We start from the raw sequence: 14,962 nt of genomic DNA on the forward strand, positions 1-14,962 counted from the left end.
CTATGATAGGAATGTTTTAAAAATTGCCCTTTTTATAATACAAAAATAGAACAAATATATCTTCAATTAGGATTTGCTTTAGTAGCCTATCTATTCGTTATTTTTTCTAATAAAAAAGCCTTCTATCTACATATTGTAAATAGAAGGCTTAAACTCAATTATGCATATAAAGGATATTTTGCTGTAAGAGCTTCAACACGTTTGCGTGCTTCTTCTTTTACTGCTGCATCTTCATGGTTTTTAAGAACTGAAGCGATAATTTTACCTACTTCGATTACATCTTCTTCTTTGAAACCGCGAGAAGTTACAGCTGCTGTACCTACACGGATACCTGATGTTACGAATGGTGATTCTGTATCGAATGGAATAGTATTTTTGTTTGTTGTAATTGCTACTTCATCCAGTACATGCTCAGCAACTTTACCTGTTAAACCTAAAGATTTCACATTTAATAGAAGTAAATGGTTGTCTGTACCGCCTGAAACGATTTCAACACCTTCATCAACTAAAGATTTTGCAAGTGCAGCTGCATTTGCTTTAATTTGTTTTGCGTAATCTTTAAATTCCGGTTGTAATGCTTCACCGAAAGATACTGCTTTTGCAGCGATGACATGCATTAATGGACCACCTTGAATACCCGGGAATACTGATTTATTTAATTCTTTTTCCCATTTTCCATCATTAGTTAAAATCATACCGCCACGAGGACCACGTAACGTTTTATGAGTTGTAGTCGTTACGAAATCTGCATACGGTACTGGATTTTGGTGCTCGCCTGCTGCTACTAAGCCGGCAATATGCGCCATATCAACCATGAAATATGCGCCAACTTCATCCGCGATTTCACGGAACTTTGCAAAGTCGATCGCACGAGGATAAGCTGATGCACCAGCAACGATTAATTTCGGCTTCGATTCCAACGCTTTTTGGCGAACATCTTCATAATCTATTAAGTTAGTATCTTCAGTTACACCGTATTCTACGAAGTTATAAAGAATACCTGAGAAGTTTACTGGTGAACCATGTGTTAAGTGACCGCCGTGTGATAAGTTCATACCAAGTACTGTATCACCCGGTTTTAAAATTGTATGGTAAACTGCCATGTTCGCTTGTGCACCTGAGTGTGGCTGTACGTTAACATATGCTGCACCGAATAATTCTTTTGCACGGTCACGCGCAATGTTTTCCACTACGTCTACATGTTCACAACCGCCATAATAGCGTTTGCCAGGGTAACCTTCCGCATATTTATTTGTTAAATATGAACCTTGTGCTTCCATTACAGCTTCCGATACGAAGTTTTCTGATGCGATTAGTTCGATGTTTGTGTTTTGACGTTTTTTCTCTAATAAAATTGCGTCTAAAATTGCCTTGTCTTGTCCTGCTAATTTTTCAAATGCCATTTTCAAATCCCCCTAAATGTACTTCCGATTCGATCGGAGTTTCCAATTCAAAATGATATATGTAACGTTAAGGTGTTACAGTATATTGCGCACGTTCTCCACCGATAAGTTTCGGACGTGTTGTCGCTAACGTAATGACTGCATCGCCTAATTGCTCAACAGATGTTCGTAAAGGCACAGCAACCGCTTTTAAGTGCATGCCGATTAATGTTTGACCGATATCAATCCCGTAATGTGCTTGGATGGTTTCCACAATTACAGGCTCATCCATTTGTGTAAAAGCGTATGCAGACATAGAGCCACCTGCTGTACGGACCGGAATGACCGAAACAGGTTCTAAATGGTACATTTTAGCAGCTGCAGCCTCGAGTGTCAGCGCTCGGTTAATATGCTCGCAGCCTTGGAAAACTAAGTGAATTTTATGTCTTTGCGCGAATATTGAAAATTCTTTGTATAGAACTTGCGCTACATCGAATGCACCAGCTGTTCCAATCTTCTCACCCATCACTTCCGATGTGGAACAGCCGATGACAAATAGCTGACCTTCAGAAAACTTCACTTGTTGCTCAAATTCGGATAATGCTTGCGCTAAATCTTTTTGCAAATCGTGTAAGTTTATCATTGAATCACCATCTGTTACCCTTCTTCGATTTCAGTTATCTTTTCAACACGGCGAATATGACGACCGCCTTCAAACTGTGTATCCAACCAAGTTGCAACAATCTCACGTGCCAGCCCTGGACCGATTACACGCTCACCCATTGCTAAAACGTTTGAGTCATTGTGACAACGTGTCGCCTTTGCCGAGAACACGTCATGTACAAGTGCACAACGAATCCCTTTAAATTTGTTTGCAGCAATCGAAATTCCAATTCCAGTCCCGCAAATTAAAATTCCTCTGTCAAATTCCCCTGCAGCTACTCTCTCAGCTACTGGACGTGCATAGTCCGGGTAATCTACTGACTCGTCCGTTTGTGGACCAAAGTCTTCATAACTGATTGACATTTCATCAAGTAGTGACATAATCTCTTTACGTAAATTATTACCGCCGTGATCTGAAGAAATTGCAATTCTCATGAAGATCCCTCCTGCCTTGATTTTATTACTTATTATATTCACCATCAGTGTACCATTTATTCCGGAAGAATAACACGTCTTTTCCGAATAACTTTCAAAATACATGCATAAAGACGAATATTAAGTGAATAATCGTACCTTATCGTTAACATTTCGATGATATTCTCTTGTTTTTCTATTATAAATCACTTCAATGTTCAGCTTTACGTAAGTTTGTTAAGTTAAAAAGGCTTTTGAGCAATTAGTTCCCAATAAAAAAGACCGCTCAGATTAGAGCAGGTCTTCAACAGTTATTGTAATGATAAAATATATTCGGCTACCGCTTCTTCTTCCCCATCTGCTGTACCCGACGGCATTGCACCTTTACCATTGACTAGGACATCAACAATTTCCTCTTTTGATAAAGAAGTTTTCGTTAAGTCCGGCCCCATTGCTCCCGTTAAATCTCCGCCATGACACCCTACACAGCTGGCATTTGCCACTTTTTCACCTGCTGAGACATCTGTAGTTTCAGCTGAATCCGTTCCTCCTGATGATTCAGTGGATTCGGCCGGTGTTGAGTCAACTGAATCTGTCGTATCCGCATCCTCTGCGTCTCCACATCCAGCAAGACCCGCTACGACTACACCCATCAGTAGCCAGTACTTCATTTTGTTCAATATAAATCCCCCCAGGACTAATTATTGTAAACAATAGTGTACCATACCCAGGCTTTTTGTTTTCGAAACGTGTACATGATTTTGAAGCTTGGTATTGTTTATTAGAACATTCGCTTCGGATATTAGAAGATCGACATATTATTAGAACTTTAACACGGTAATTAGACAATCTTCCCTTTATATTAGAAAACTTCATTGAAATGCACTCACGAACGAAATAAAAATACCCAACAGATAAACATGTCCGTTTATCCATCAGGTATTTTAAACCTATATTCCGATCTACTGTGTGCGGTCGAATTGTTGAATCATTCGATACAGCTCTGCAGACTGTTGTTTCAAATTGCTCGCCAGTTCTTCTACTTGCTTGATCGCTTCGGCCTGTTCCAGTGAAGCGGATGTTACTTCCTGAGCGCTTGCAGAAGTTTGCTCTGCAATTGCCGCCACTTCCTGTGATTGATGTGACGTATGTTCAATATTTTTCATTTGCTGTGCGACTAATTCTGAAATTTGGACAACATCCTCGGCCATTTCATAAACAGATTTTGTCATACCTTCAACTGCTGACGTTGTTTCAGAAACACGTGATGATTCATTTACCGCAAATGATACTTGTTCGTTCATCTGTTTTACTACTACCGAAACATTTTGCTGCATCGTGTGGATCAATGTTGTAATCCCCTGCACAGCACTTGCACTTTCATCCGCTAAACCACGGACTTCCTCTGCAACAACCGCAAAGCCTTTCCCATGCTCACCTGCTCGTGCAGCTTCAATCGATGCGTTTAAAGCAAGTAAATTTGTTTGTCCTGCGATATCGCCTACTAAACCTATAATCCGTTCAATCTGCTCAGCATTTTTTTCCAGCTCGCGAATATTTACTAATGAATTTTCATTATCGGTTGCGATTTTTTTAATACTGTTTACAACACCATGAATCGAATCCGTTGTAGATGTTAAGTTTGTCAAAAGATTTTTTGAGCGACTTGCCGTATGTAGTGCTTTATTGTTCACTTCCGCGGCTAATGTGCGAACCTCTTCAATTGCTTCCACTGTTTCTTGAATGGCAACTGCCGAAGATTCAGCCCCTAATGAAATTTGGCTAATATTGCTTGTAATTTGCTCGGCATTGTTCGTAACAGAGATACTTTCTTCCGACAATTTCAAAATCGTTTCATCGGTTGACTTGTAATTGTCTTCGATGCCGTTTACCATTTTACGCAAATTAAACACCATCGTTTGGAATGCCTCTGCTACAGAGCGGATTTCATCATTTGTTTTCGGCATTTCGACATCTTGTCCGATTTTACCTTCCGCTACATGGTTTGCACTGCGCTCCAATTGCTGTAAAGGGCGAACAATGACTAAACCAAATACAGCTGCTAATGCACATGACCAAAAGATTCCTAATAAATAGGTAATAATCTGAAATAAGCTTGTGCTAGTCGTTTCAAAAAACATTGGGTGTAAATATTCGATAAATACAAAACTGCAAGTGTAGGTAATCAGCGCTAATATCCCGACAAACAATACGAGCTTCCGGCGCAAACTAAAGATCTTTTTCTGAGAGTCCATGTTAAATTTTATCCTCCAACTTCAATTTAGTTTCCAGCTTGTTAATTGCTTCGTTCAATTGCTCATATGTTTGTTCATATACTTGCAGGTTTCCACCGAATGGATCTTGAATATCAAGTCCTGTTTCCATCGCAACATATTCATTTAACGTAAACGTTTTATGTGCCGCTTCTTCTACTAAACGGATGACCATTTCTTTATGAGCGGTCGTCATCGTTAAAATTAAATCCGCCCATTGTGCATCTTCTACCGTAAATTGAGATGAACGGTGCGATTGCGCAATATTTTTTCTGTGTAATATTTCCTTTGCGTTCAGGGACATGTCACTGCCTTCGTGCGCATAAATACCTGCTGAACGCACAGTAATATTCTCATAGTTTTTTGCTTGTAAAATTGCTGCTGCCATAGGACTTCTACATGTGTTGCCTGTACAAATAAAATAAATATTAATGTTCCTCACACCCTCTAGTTTACCATTTTAGTAGCATTACACTCATAATAATCAGGAGGATTCCTGCTACTTTTTTTAATGCGTTATTTTTAAAAATTGGTGATTTTTGCGCTATTATCAATGCCGCATATGACAATATAAATGTTGATAGGCCAGCACTGATAACAAAAACATATTTTTGTAAATTTAGCATACCAAAAGAAAGGCTAACTGAAAAGGTGTCAACACTTGCAAAAATCGCAATTATCGGTAAAGACATTGCCGGAAAACTTTCATCTTTCTTCGAGAGCAGTAATTGCAGTCCAACAAAAAACAATAACAGTGTAGAAAGGCCTGATGCCCAGTTTGTTAAATAGACGGCAAGCCATTCCCCAAAGCGGTAACCGAGTAATGGAAAAAGCATATGTAAAAATGCCGTCCATAAAGCTAATAACCATTTTGCCTTAACATTTGTAGCAATTAAATACAGTGCAACGACATCGAACGACATTAAGATCCCGGCAACTACTTCTTGCATCTATTCCCCTCTTCCACTAAGCGCTGTTGTAATTTATGCTTTTAGGCCGGGAAATATCCTTTTGTTTATACACAAAAACCACATCCCGATGTTGCAAGATGTGGTTTTATTCTTATAGTGCGTACCATTTGCCGCCTGCCGCCTTTTCCAGACGGTTCATAATAGCTGTACCAACACCTGTTTTTGATGTTGCCGTCGCTAGAATAATCGTGGCATCCGTTTTATCGCATGCACGCAATGCATCATATAGCGAAGCACTCATTTGTTCAAGATCATTTGCATTCCCGAATGAGAAATAATAATCGACCTTAATTTCTTTAAAGCTTTCCGGTGCCAATAAGGCAACTTTATGTTCCGGTTTTAATTCGGCAATAGCCGTTTCAATCGCTTCCTTATTTGCGTCTATTAAATAGACGGGAGCTTCCGGTGCATAGTGGGTATATTTCATACCAGGCGCTTTTGGTGTCGATTCAATTTTCTGCTGTTCCAGACTTGGCTCAATAACTGGTCCGATTACCGCTTCGAGCATTTCTTTCGTTACCCCGCCCGGACGCAAAATAACGGGTGTATCCAGTGTGACATCCAAAACGGTCGATTCAAGTCCGATCCCCGTCATTCCTCCATCCAAAATACAAGGAATAATGTTTTGCAAATCTTCAAATACATGTTCGGCTTTTGTCGGACTAGGCTTACCGCTGCGATTTGCACTAGGCGCTGCTAACGGTTTCTTTAATGTTTGAAGAAGTTCCAGTGCTACTGGATGATCGGGCATACGAATTCCAACCGTATCTAATCCTGCCGTAACACTTGACGCTAAAACATTCGGCTTTGCATGCATGACAAGTGTCAATGGACCAGGCCAAAAAGCATCCATACATTTTTGGGCAACTTCCGAAATATTTGTTGTATATAACGATACTTCTTCCACTGTTCCTATATGAACAATCAAGGGATTATCCGAAGGTCTTCCTTTTGCAGCATATATTTTCTTCACGGCCAGCTCATTTGTCGCAACAGCACCTAAGCCATATACGGTTTCTGTCGGAAATGCGACTATTTCGCCGTTATTTAATAAATCCACAGCCTGTGTATAATTTTCTGAATTATCCACAAATTCATCCACATTTAATTGGAAAGTGTGCATTACTTTTTCCTCCTTTCTGTAAATGTTTGAGTTAACTATCCACAAATTGTGAGTAAGTTGGATCATTTTCTACAAGTTCTTCTGTGTTTTGTGGATCACTTTTTTCCATATGTTTTTCCCACCATTCAGCAATAAAAAATGGCGGCCGTTCATTTTCCACCGGCTCATTAACTATACAAAGCGTTGGGAACACTGCACAGAACCAGTTTTCGCCTCGACCTTGTCCAATAATGAAATTAACAGAATAATACTCTTTTTGCGGATAAAACTGACCAGCCACCCATTTCGGGGGAATTAAGTTATCCCCAAACTTATAGGTGATTTTTAATTGTGGGTAAGTTTTCTGAATTTCCTGATACATGTTTTCCACACTGTGGATATCTTCTGAAAATTCAGGTGTATTTTGCAAATAAGTTTGAATTGTTCCGACAACCTCATATTTGATAAGCTGGTCGGCATTTGTCGAACTGTTTGCAATAACACGGAACTTTAACTGGTCATTGCTTTCTCCCTGATCAATGCGTACCTCATCTACGAAAGTAGGTATAAACGTAGCAGCGCAATATAAAAATAGAACACTTATTAGTAATTTAGCAATCGCTAAAAATAGATTGGATTCATTTTGAATATCGTAATCATGTAACATAATCATTCCCCCTTGCAAACATTGTTTACAAGGAATCTATTTTTTATTCACTAATCTCACAAAAAACAATACGTTCTTTTTTATTTATATCTTGAATGACTGATACATGGGCATTTGGAAAGCTTTTTTTGAAAAAATTCGCTACGGCTTCTCCTTGTGTATAACCGATTTCCAGCCCAATTAATGCCGGCCTCTTCATAAGAGCCGGTAAATTTTCTGCTAGTTTACGATAAAGCAATAGTCCTTCTTCATCGGCAAACAATGCCTGATGAGGTTCGTGCGCTACGACAACATCGGACATATCCTCCATTTCCTCATATGCGATATACGGCGGATTAGAAAGGACAACATCCCATTTTTCATTTGCAACCGGTTCTGTTAAATCGCCTAGCTTAAATTCAATTTCCGCTTGCAGCTGCTCAGCGTTTTTTTGTGCTGTTGCAAGTGCTGCAGGTGAAAGATCCGTTGCTGTTACATCAAGCTGCGGACATTCCTTTTTCATTGTAATGGCAATGGCACCACTGCCAGTCCCAATGTCGGCAAACTTCAGATTTTGCTTGTCTCCGAATAACTTGCGGATCCGCTCAATCGTTCCAACAATCAGTTCTTCCGTTTCCGGACGAGGGATCAGTACCGATTCATCAACTATAAATGAGCGTCCGTAAAATTCTTCTACACCCGTTATATATTGTACAGGACGCCCTTTCACATGCTCTTGAATAAAAGCATCAAACTGCTGTTGCTGCTCTTCGGGTAGAATATCGTGCATCTTCATCATTAATCCTGAATAGCTTGTCTGTAAAATATGCTGCAATAAAATCCGTGCGGCATTTCCTTCGCGACCGTTTTCCTCTAAAAAAGAAGAAGCCCCATTCAGGGCCTCAAAAATGGTTTTATGCATCTTCATTTAAATTTGATAAGCGTGTTGCCTGCTCATCTAAAATAAGTGCATCGATGATTTCATCCAGCTTACCTTCAACGATTTGGTCAAGTTTTTGAATCGTTAAACCAATTCGGTGATCTGTTACGCGGTTTTGTGGATAGTTGTAAGTACGGATACGTTCAGAACGGTCGCCTGTTCCTACTGCTGTCTTACGTGTTGCATCGATTTCAGCCTGTGCTTCCTGACGGTGTTTATCCGCTACACGTGCTACTAAAATTTTCATCGCTTTTTCACGGTTCTTAATTTGTGAACGTTCATCTTGCATCGAAACGACAACACCTGTCGGTAAGTGGGTCATACGAACAGCAGACATCGTTGTATTTACTGACTGACCACCTGCACCAGATGAAGCGAATGTATCAACGCGAATATCTTTTTCATGAATTTCTACATCTTCTACATGTACTTCCGGTAAACATGCTACCGTAGCAGTTGATGTATGGATACGGCCTTGTGATTCTGTCGCAGGTACACGTTGAACACGGTGAGCGCCATTTTCATATTTGAATTTTGAATATGCACCTTGACCGTTGATCATGAAGATTACTTCTTTAAATCCGCCTGCCGGGTTTGGTGTTGCTTCCATTACATCCACTTTCCAGCCTTGCGTTTCCGCATAGCGTGTGTACATACGGAATAGGTCACCAGCAAAAATATTGGCTTCGTCACCACCAGCAGCACCGCGGATCTCCATAATTACGTTTTTCGAATCGTTCGGGTCTTTAGGGATTAATAAAATACGCAGACGATCTTCTAACTCTGGAACTTGTTTGTTTAAATCGTTAAACTCTTCCTTCATCATTTCCAGCATATCTGCATCTTTTTCAATTTCCATTAATTCCCGTGTATCTGCCAGTTGCTCTTTCACCGATTTGTATTCACGGTATACTTCTACCATTTCCTGAATATCGGATTGCTCTTTCGAATATTCGCGAAGCTTATTGGAATCGCTGACGATATCCGGGTCGCTTAGTAATTCATTTAATCTTTCGTAACGGTCTTCAACCGCCTGTAAACGATCAAACATCTATATTTCACCTCTAAAAGTTATTTTGTTATTAGTTGTATTTCACTCGTCTTCTCACGAGTCACGTTAAAATGCACCTTTACTAGTATAAAGAAATTTTACGGTTGTTGCTACATCTATGTTGAACTTTCTTCATATCATTTACACATTGGCATTCATATATTTAAATTTGGTTGTGCCGTTCACTCTAAATTATAGTGGCGGATTGGAATGGCACTTGCGGCAAACAGGGTAATAACTATCATTACCCCCAATTTGAATCTGATCACCTGTACGGACCGGCTTTTTATTTTCATCTACTCGTAAGTTCATCGTCGCTTTCTTATGACAGAACCAGCAAATAGTTTTCATTTCCTCAATTTTATCCGCGTATATCGTCATATAACGGCTGCCTTCAAACAGCTCATTCTGGAAGTCATTTTTCAAGCCAAAGCCCATAACAGGAATGTTCAGCTCATCGACAATTTGAGTCAGCTGCAATACATGTTCTTTTGATAAAAATTGTACTTCGTCTACAAGTACACAATATAATCTTTCTTCGTGTTTTTCTACTATTTCATATATGTTTGTATCTTCAAACACCGCAATCGCCGGACGTCTTAAACCGATTCGGCTTGAAACTGTTCCGACTTCATCGCGTGTATCAATTCCTGAAGTAAAAATCAGTACCGCTTTATTTTGCTCTTCATAATTGTGGGCAACTTTTAAAATTTCAATCGATTTCCCGCTATTCATCGCCCCATGCTTATAAAATAATTGCGCCATTTCTATTTCCTCGTTTCTAATTAAAATTGCAAGTTCGTTTTTTCACCAACAAAAAACCTTGAGTATCTAACTCAAGGTCAACTTTTACTTCTTTTATCTTAGCTAGTTTTTTGTCATTCGTCTATTGCAAAAGGTGCTCTATTTATTAGAATCTTTCTCTTTAGAAAAACATGTGCGAAAGATTTCCAATATCTTCTAATTTCTTCTAATATATTTTTATTCCTTCTAATAAAAGTTTGAACTTCTAATATAATATGTACATATTCTAATATCGCATTGCGGTTTTCAAATAAACGTTTCGGATTTTCTAATAACCTGCAAAATTTTTTTAATAACTGCGCAATATCTTCTAATAAAACAAAATTAATGCTCTACAAAAATTAAAAACCCATTTCCGGAAATCCGGAAATGGGCAGAGGTATTATTTCATACCATATTTTTTGTTGAAGCGATCTACACGTCCGTCTGCAGAAGCGAACTTTTGACGACCTGTATAGAATGGGTGACATTCGTTACAGAACTCGATTGAGATCTTTTCTTTAACTGAACCTGTTTCAAAAGAATTACCACAAGAGCAAGTTACTGTTGCTACTTTGTAATCTGGGTGGATACCTTGTTTCATATTCGTTTTCTCCTCTCGCCCTGAACCATCCGGAACAGAGTATTTTCGAACTGCACCTTACATAGCCCGAATATGTCACTACATACGTAATGTGTTGAGGTCAGCTATATATGTGCACGTTTCATACTTAAAGAAGTATAGCAAGTTTTAAAAAAGGTTGCAACTATTTTATATTATTTTACGAAATTGAATGTATGTAGTTCCTCACTAAATCAAGAACTTGATTTTCATTCCGGTCAATCTTCTAAAATTCTATAACAACCCTTTACCGTTCGTAGCTTTCTTCATATCTGTATCAAGCTTTTCAAAGAATTCTTCGTTTGTTTTTGTTGTGCGTATTTTGCGTAAGAACTTTTCACCGAAGTCATGTGAATCGCTGAATGTTTTACGGATTGCCCATAATTTATCAAGCTGGTCTTTCGGAATAAGAAGCTCTTCTTTACGTGTACCTGAACGGCGGATATCGATTGCCGGGAAAATACGGCGTTCTGCCAAGCTACGATCCAAGTGCAGTTCAAGGTTACCCGTTCCTTTGAATTCTTCATAAATTACTTCGTCCATACGGCTGCCTGTATCAATAAGAGCAGTCGCTAAAATTGTTAAACTGCCGCCCTCTTCGATATTGCGGGCAGAACCGAAGAAACGTTTCGGACGGTGGAATGCAGCAGGGTCAATACCACCTGAAAGTGTACGGCCACTTGGCGGGATTACTAAGTTATAGGCACGTGCTAAACGTGTAATCGAATCCATTAAAATAATAACATCGCGTTTTTGTTCTACTAGACGTCGTGCACGTTCCAAAACGATTTCCGCTACTTTTACATGGTTTTCAGGCACTTCATCAAACGTTGAAGATACTACGTCTGCATTAACTGAACGTTCGATATCCGTTACTTCTTCCGGACGCTCATCGATAAGTAGTACGATCAGTTCCGCTTCCGGATGGTTTGTCGTAATCGCATTGGCAATTTCTTTTAATAAAGATGTTTTACCGGCTTTTGGCGGCGCCACAATTAAACCACGCTGACCAAAACCAACCGGCGCTACTAAATCCATAATACGCGTCGAAAGTTTTGTAGGAACTGTTTCCAATTTGATATGGCGATTCGGGTAAAGCGGCGTTAATGCAGGGAAATGCACACGTTCTTTTGCAACTTCAGGGTCCTCGCCATTTACAGCATCAACTTGCAATAAGCCATAGTAACGTTCATTTTCTTTTGGTGGACGAACTTTCCCTGAAACTTTATCACCATTTCGTAAATCGAAGCGACGAATTTGGGAAGCAGAAATGTAAATATCCTCTTTTGAAGGAGAGTAGTTAATCGGGCGCAGGAATCCGAAGCCGTCTGTAGGAATAATTTCCAAAACACCTTCCATGAAGAAGAAGCCTTCTTGTTCAGAGCGGGTTTTTAAGATTGCAAAAATTAGTTCCTTTTTATTTAGCTTACTAGCATTTGATAATTTGTATTGCTTCGCTAAAGCATATAATTCTTTTAATGTCATGCTTTCTAATTGAGCAATTGTTAATGCTGTCATACGTTTTCTCCAGTCTATTAAAATTTAATTTGAAAAAATTAAGTTATTGTTTAGGAATTTGTGTAAGAGAAGTATACTACACTTTATTTGAAAGATGCCCAGTTTTTACACTGGGCATTTATTATATTATAGTGCAAGTAATTTGAAAATGGGCATTTTCTATTTGAGGCTACTTACATTATATAGGAAGTTAAATTTGGTCATACTTTGGTTTTTTTTCAATGCTGTGGCGACCTTCGATAAAACGTACTGTTCCTGTTTTTGCACGCATAACAACTGAATGTGTAAGTGCATAGGAACCTTTATATTGAACACCGCGTAAAAGCTCAGAATCCGTTACAGCTGTCGCTGCAAAAATCGCATCATCGCCTTTAACTAGGTCTTCCATCATTAATACTTTATCAACGTCGACTCCCATTTTTACGCAACGTGCAAGCTGTTCTTCATCTTCAGGCACTAGTTTCGCTTGGAAATCGCCACCTAAACATTTTAATGCAACTGCCGCAATAACGCCTTCTGGGGCACCACCCATACCGAACATAATATCGATACCAGTTTCATCGAATGCTGTGTTAATCGCTGCACCTACATCACCGTCTTGGATGAATTTAATACGTGCACCCGCTTCACGGATTTCATCGACAATATGCTGATGACGTGGACGGTCTAAAAGTGTTGCTACCACATCGGAAATATCTTTATTTTTTGCCTTTGCCACTTGCAATAAGTTGTACGTAACAGAAGCGTTAATATCAACTTTTCCTGCTGCTTCCGGTCCTACAGCTATTTTATCCATATACATATCAGGCGCATTTAATAGATTGCCACGGTCTGCAATTGCCAGTACTGTCATCGCGCCATTTGTACCTTTTGCTACGATATTTGTACCTTCTAATGGATCTACTGCGATATCAACTTCAGGTCCGCCATTTCGAAGCCCTAATTCTTCACCGATATAAAGCATCGGTGCTTCATCCATTTCTCCTTCACCAATTACAACTGTCGCATGCATTGGGATTGTATCAAACATAACACGCATCGCTGTTGTTGCTGCGTCGTCCGCTTCATTTTTAAGTCCGCGTCCCATCCATTTCGCTGATGCAATCGCTGCTGCTTCTGTTACACGTACTACTTCCATTGATAAACTACGTTCCATTTTGTGTTTGCCTCCTGTAATCGGTTAAAACCGATTTTAACAGCCTAAATTAACTGCTTTTTTGAATTGTATTATGAACTAACATATTTTCATTACCCAAATATATATTATCATACTCTCATCGTTGCGCGATTCTGATCACGAATTATAGCAAATTTATGCATTATTCTTTGTATTAATGACAATGGACTCTTTACGAATATTTGCTCCGATTGCACACAGCTTTTCGATTAACGAACTATAGCCGCGCTCAATATGGTAAATATCGTGAATTTCTGTTTCACCTTTTGCGATAAGTCCAGCCAATACTAATGCGGCACCTGCGCGTAAATCTGTTGCCGTTACCGTGGATCCTTCCAAAGATGCAGGTCCTTGAATGATGGCAGTATTGCCTTCAACACGAGCTTTTGCACTCATACGTCGCAGTTCATCTATATGCTTGAAACGAGCAGAATAAATCGTATCTGTAATCATCGAAGTACCTTCTGCCTGCGTCATTAATACAGATAAAGGCTGTTGAACATCAGTCGGGAATCCTGGGTAGACAAGTGTTTTCACATCAATTGCCTGCAGTTTCGTTTGCTTGGAAATAAAGATGCTTTCCTCATTCTCTTCCACAGTTACACCCATTTCGCGAAGTTTCGCTGTGACGGCTTCCATGTGAAGCGGAATAACATTATCGATGAGTACACCATCACCAATTGCTGCAGCCATAATCATAAATGTGGCTGCTTCAATCCGGTCCGGTATAATTGTATGTTTTGTACCTTTTAGCTCATCTACACCTTCAATACGAATAACGCTCGTTCCTGCCCCTTTAATGTTGGCACCCATATTGGTTAATAGTGTTGCAACATCAATAATTTCAGGCTCTTTCGCTGCATTTTCGATTGTAGTTTTCCCTTTTGCACGCACTGCTGCCAGCATAATATTAATTGTTGCGCCGACACTTGCAACATCCAGGTAAATTTTCGCACCGATTAGTTCTTCTGCGCGTAAATAAATGGCACCGTGCTCATTTGTTACTTTTGCTCCTAAAGCTTCAAAACCTTTAATATGTTGATCAATTGGACGCGGCCCTAAAAAACATCCGCCTGGCATGCCGATTACCGCTTGTTTAAAACGTCCAAGCATGGCACCCATCATATAATAGGAAGCACGTAATTTTTTAACATTGCCGTTTGGCAGCGGCATCGCAACCATTTTTGATGGATCAATCTTCATCTTGCCATTTTCGAATGTTACTTCGCCGCCAATTTCTTCAAGTAGTGCCTTTAACGTCCATGCATCTGAAATCTCTGGAATTCCTCCAATGGTAACGGAAGAATCAGCCAAAATTGATGCAGGAATTAAAGCAACTGCGCTATTTTTTGCACCGCTAACGGTTATTTTACCTTTTAGACGATTTCCGCCTTGAATTTTATAAACATCCATTTTGTGT

The 14,962-nt window shown here is 39.5% G+C and carries 16 protein-coding genes; all 16 read right to left on the reverse strand.

Features of this window, described 5'->3' with window-relative positions; genetic code table 11:
* Positions 1-158 precede the first annotated feature (158 nt).
* A complete protein-coding gene (gene glyA / locus M3166_RS10990; protein ID WP_251689857.1) occupies positions 159-1,403 on the reverse strand; it encodes a serine hydroxymethyltransferase in 1,245 nt (414 codons plus the stop codon).
* A 67-nt stretch (positions 1,404-1,470) separates the two neighbouring features.
* A complete protein-coding gene (locus M3166_RS10995) occupies positions 1,471-2,025 on the reverse strand; it encodes a TIGR01440 family protein (protein WP_251689858.1) in 555 nt (184 codons plus the stop codon).
* 14 nt (positions 2,026-2,039) lie between these two features.
* A complete protein-coding gene (rpiB, locus tag M3166_RS11000; protein WP_008404461.1) occupies positions 2,040-2,480 on the reverse strand; it encodes a ribose 5-phosphate isomerase B in 441 nt (146 codons plus the stop codon).
* Positions 2,481-2,770: 290 nt separating this feature from the next.
* Positions 2,771-3,130, reverse strand: coding sequence for a c-type cytochrome (locus M3166_RS11005; protein ID WP_251690050.1), 360 nt, complete (start codon positions 3,128-3,130; stop codon positions 2,771-2,773).
* A 291-nt stretch (positions 3,131-3,421) separates the two neighbouring features.
* Positions 3,422-4,714, reverse strand: coding sequence for a methyl-accepting chemotaxis protein (locus M3166_RS11010; RefSeq protein WP_251689859.1), 1,293 nt, complete (start codon positions 4,712-4,714; stop codon positions 3,422-3,424).
* Between the two features lies 1 nt (position 4,715).
* Positions 4,716-5,174 (reverse strand): low molecular weight protein arginine phosphatase, encoded by a 459-nt coding sequence (locus M3166_RS11015; RefSeq protein ID WP_353056561.1) that lies wholly within the window; start codon positions 5,172-5,174, stop codon positions 4,716-4,718.
* A gap of 10 nt (positions 5,175-5,184) precedes the next feature.
* Positions 5,185-5,682, reverse strand: coding sequence for a manganese efflux pump (locus tag M3166_RS11020; protein WP_251689861.1), 498 nt, complete (start codon positions 5,680-5,682; stop codon positions 5,185-5,187).
* Positions 5,683-5,794: 112 nt separating this feature from the next.
* Complete coding sequence (locus tag M3166_RS11025) at positions 5,795-6,826, reverse strand: L-threonylcarbamoyladenylate synthase (protein ID WP_251689862.1); 1,032 nt, start codon at positions 6,824-6,826, stop codon at positions 5,795-5,797.
* A gap of 31 nt (positions 6,827-6,857) precedes the next feature.
* Entirely contained in the window at positions 6,858-7,472 is a 615-nt protein-coding gene (locus M3166_RS11030) for a stage II sporulation protein R (RefSeq protein ID WP_251689863.1), read from the reverse strand.
* A gap of 43 nt (positions 7,473-7,515) precedes the next feature.
* Positions 7,516-8,379 (reverse strand): peptide chain release factor N(5)-glutamine methyltransferase, encoded by an 864-nt coding sequence (prmC, locus tag M3166_RS11035; RefSeq protein WP_251689864.1) that lies wholly within the window; start codon positions 8,377-8,379, stop codon positions 7,516-7,518.
* On the reverse strand, positions 8,366-9,442 hold the full coding sequence (prfA, locus tag M3166_RS11040; RefSeq protein WP_251689865.1) for a peptide chain release factor 1: 1,077 nt from the start codon (positions 9,440-9,442) through the stop codon (positions 8,366-8,368). Before prfA ends, prmC begins: the two co-directional genes overlap by 14 nt.
* A gap of 192 nt (positions 9,443-9,634) precedes the next feature.
* Positions 9,635-10,207 carry a thymidine kinase gene (locus M3166_RS11045; protein WP_251689866.1) on the reverse strand — a complete coding sequence of 191 codons (573 nt, stop codon included), beginning with the start codon at positions 10,205-10,207 and terminating at the stop codon, positions 9,635-9,637.
* Between the two features lie 421 nt (positions 10,208-10,628).
* On the reverse strand, positions 10,629-10,829 hold the full coding sequence (gene rpmE, locus M3166_RS11050) for a 50S ribosomal protein L31 (RefSeq protein WP_008404481.1): 201 nt from the start codon (positions 10,827-10,829) through the stop codon (positions 10,629-10,631).
* 252 nt (positions 10,830-11,081) lie between these two features.
* Entirely contained in the window at positions 11,082-12,365 is a 1,284-nt protein-coding gene (gene rho, locus M3166_RS11055; RefSeq protein WP_251689867.1) for a transcription termination factor Rho, read from the reverse strand.
* A 190-nt stretch (positions 12,366-12,555) separates the two neighbouring features.
* Complete coding sequence (gene glpX, locus M3166_RS11060) at positions 12,556-13,521, reverse strand: class II fructose-bisphosphatase (protein ID WP_079524630.1); 966 nt, start codon at positions 13,519-13,521, stop codon at positions 12,556-12,558.
* A gap of 156 nt (positions 13,522-13,677) precedes the next feature.
* Entirely contained in the window at positions 13,678-14,955 is a 1,278-nt protein-coding gene (locus tag M3166_RS11065; RefSeq protein ID WP_251689868.1) for a UDP-N-acetylglucosamine 1-carboxyvinyltransferase, read from the reverse strand.
* Positions 14,956-14,962 lie beyond the last annotated feature (7 nt).

Origin of the sequence: Solibacillus isronensis, assembly GCF_023715405.1 — a bacterium.
Classification (GTDB): Bacteria; Bacillota; Bacilli; order Bacillales_A; family Planococcaceae; genus Solibacillus; species Solibacillus isronensis_B.

Bases quoted from the DNA above. Each gene is read 5' to 3' on its own strand.
- M3166_RS11020 (WP_251689861.1), bottom strand. From the start codon at position 5,682: ATGCAAGAAGTAGTTGCCGGGATCTTAATGTCGTTCGATGTCGTTGCA.
- glyA (WP_251689857.1), bottom strand. From the start codon at position 1,403: ATGGCATTTGAAAAATTAGCAGGACAAGACAAGGCAATTTTAGACGCA.
- M3166_RS11045 (WP_251689866.1), bottom strand. From the start codon at position 10,207: ATGGCGCAATTATTTTATAAGCATGGGGCGATGAATAGCGGGAAATCG.
- M3166_RS11025 (WP_251689862.1), bottom strand. From the start codon at position 6,826: ATGCACACTTTCCAATTAAATGTGGATGAATTTGTGGATAATTCAGAA.
- M3166_RS11005 (WP_251690050.1), bottom strand. From the start codon at position 3,130: ATGAAGTACTGGCTACTGATGGGTGTAGTCGTAGCGGGTCTTGCTGGA.
- glpX (WP_079524630.1), bottom strand. From the start codon at position 13,521: ATGGAACGTAGTTTATCAATGGAAGTAGTACGTGTAACAGAAGCAGCA.
- M3166_RS11065 (WP_251689868.1), bottom strand. From the start codon at position 14,955: ATGGATGTTTATAAAATTCAAGGCGGAAATCGTCTAAAAGGTAAAATA.
- rpiB (WP_008404461.1), bottom strand. From the start codon at position 2,480: ATGAGAATTGCAATTTCTTCAGATCACGGCGGTAATAATTTACGTAAA.
- rpmE (WP_008404481.1), bottom strand. From the start codon at position 10,829: ATGAAACAAGGTATCCACCCAGATTACAAAGTAGCAACAGTAACTTGC.
- prfA (WP_251689865.1), bottom strand. From the start codon at position 9,442: ATGTTTGATCGTTTACAGGCGGTTGAAGACCGTTACGAAAGATTAAAT.
- M3166_RS11030 (WP_251689863.1), bottom strand. From the start codon at position 7,472: ATGTTACATGATTACGATATTCAAAATGAATCCAATCTATTTTTAGCG.
- M3166_RS10995 (WP_251689858.1), bottom strand. From the start codon at position 2,025: ATGATAAACTTACACGATTTGCAAAAAGATTTAGCGCAAGCATTATCC.
- prmC (WP_251689864.1), bottom strand. From the start codon at position 8,379: ATGAAGATGCATAAAACCATTTTTGAGGCCCTGAATGGGGCTTCTTCT.
- rho (WP_251689867.1), bottom strand. From the start codon at position 12,365: ATGACAGCATTAACAATTGCTCAATTAGAAAGCATGACATTAAAAGAA.
- M3166_RS11010 (WP_251689859.1), bottom strand. From the start codon at position 4,714: ATGGACTCTCAGAAAAAGATCTTTAGTTTGCGCCGGAAGCTCGTATTG.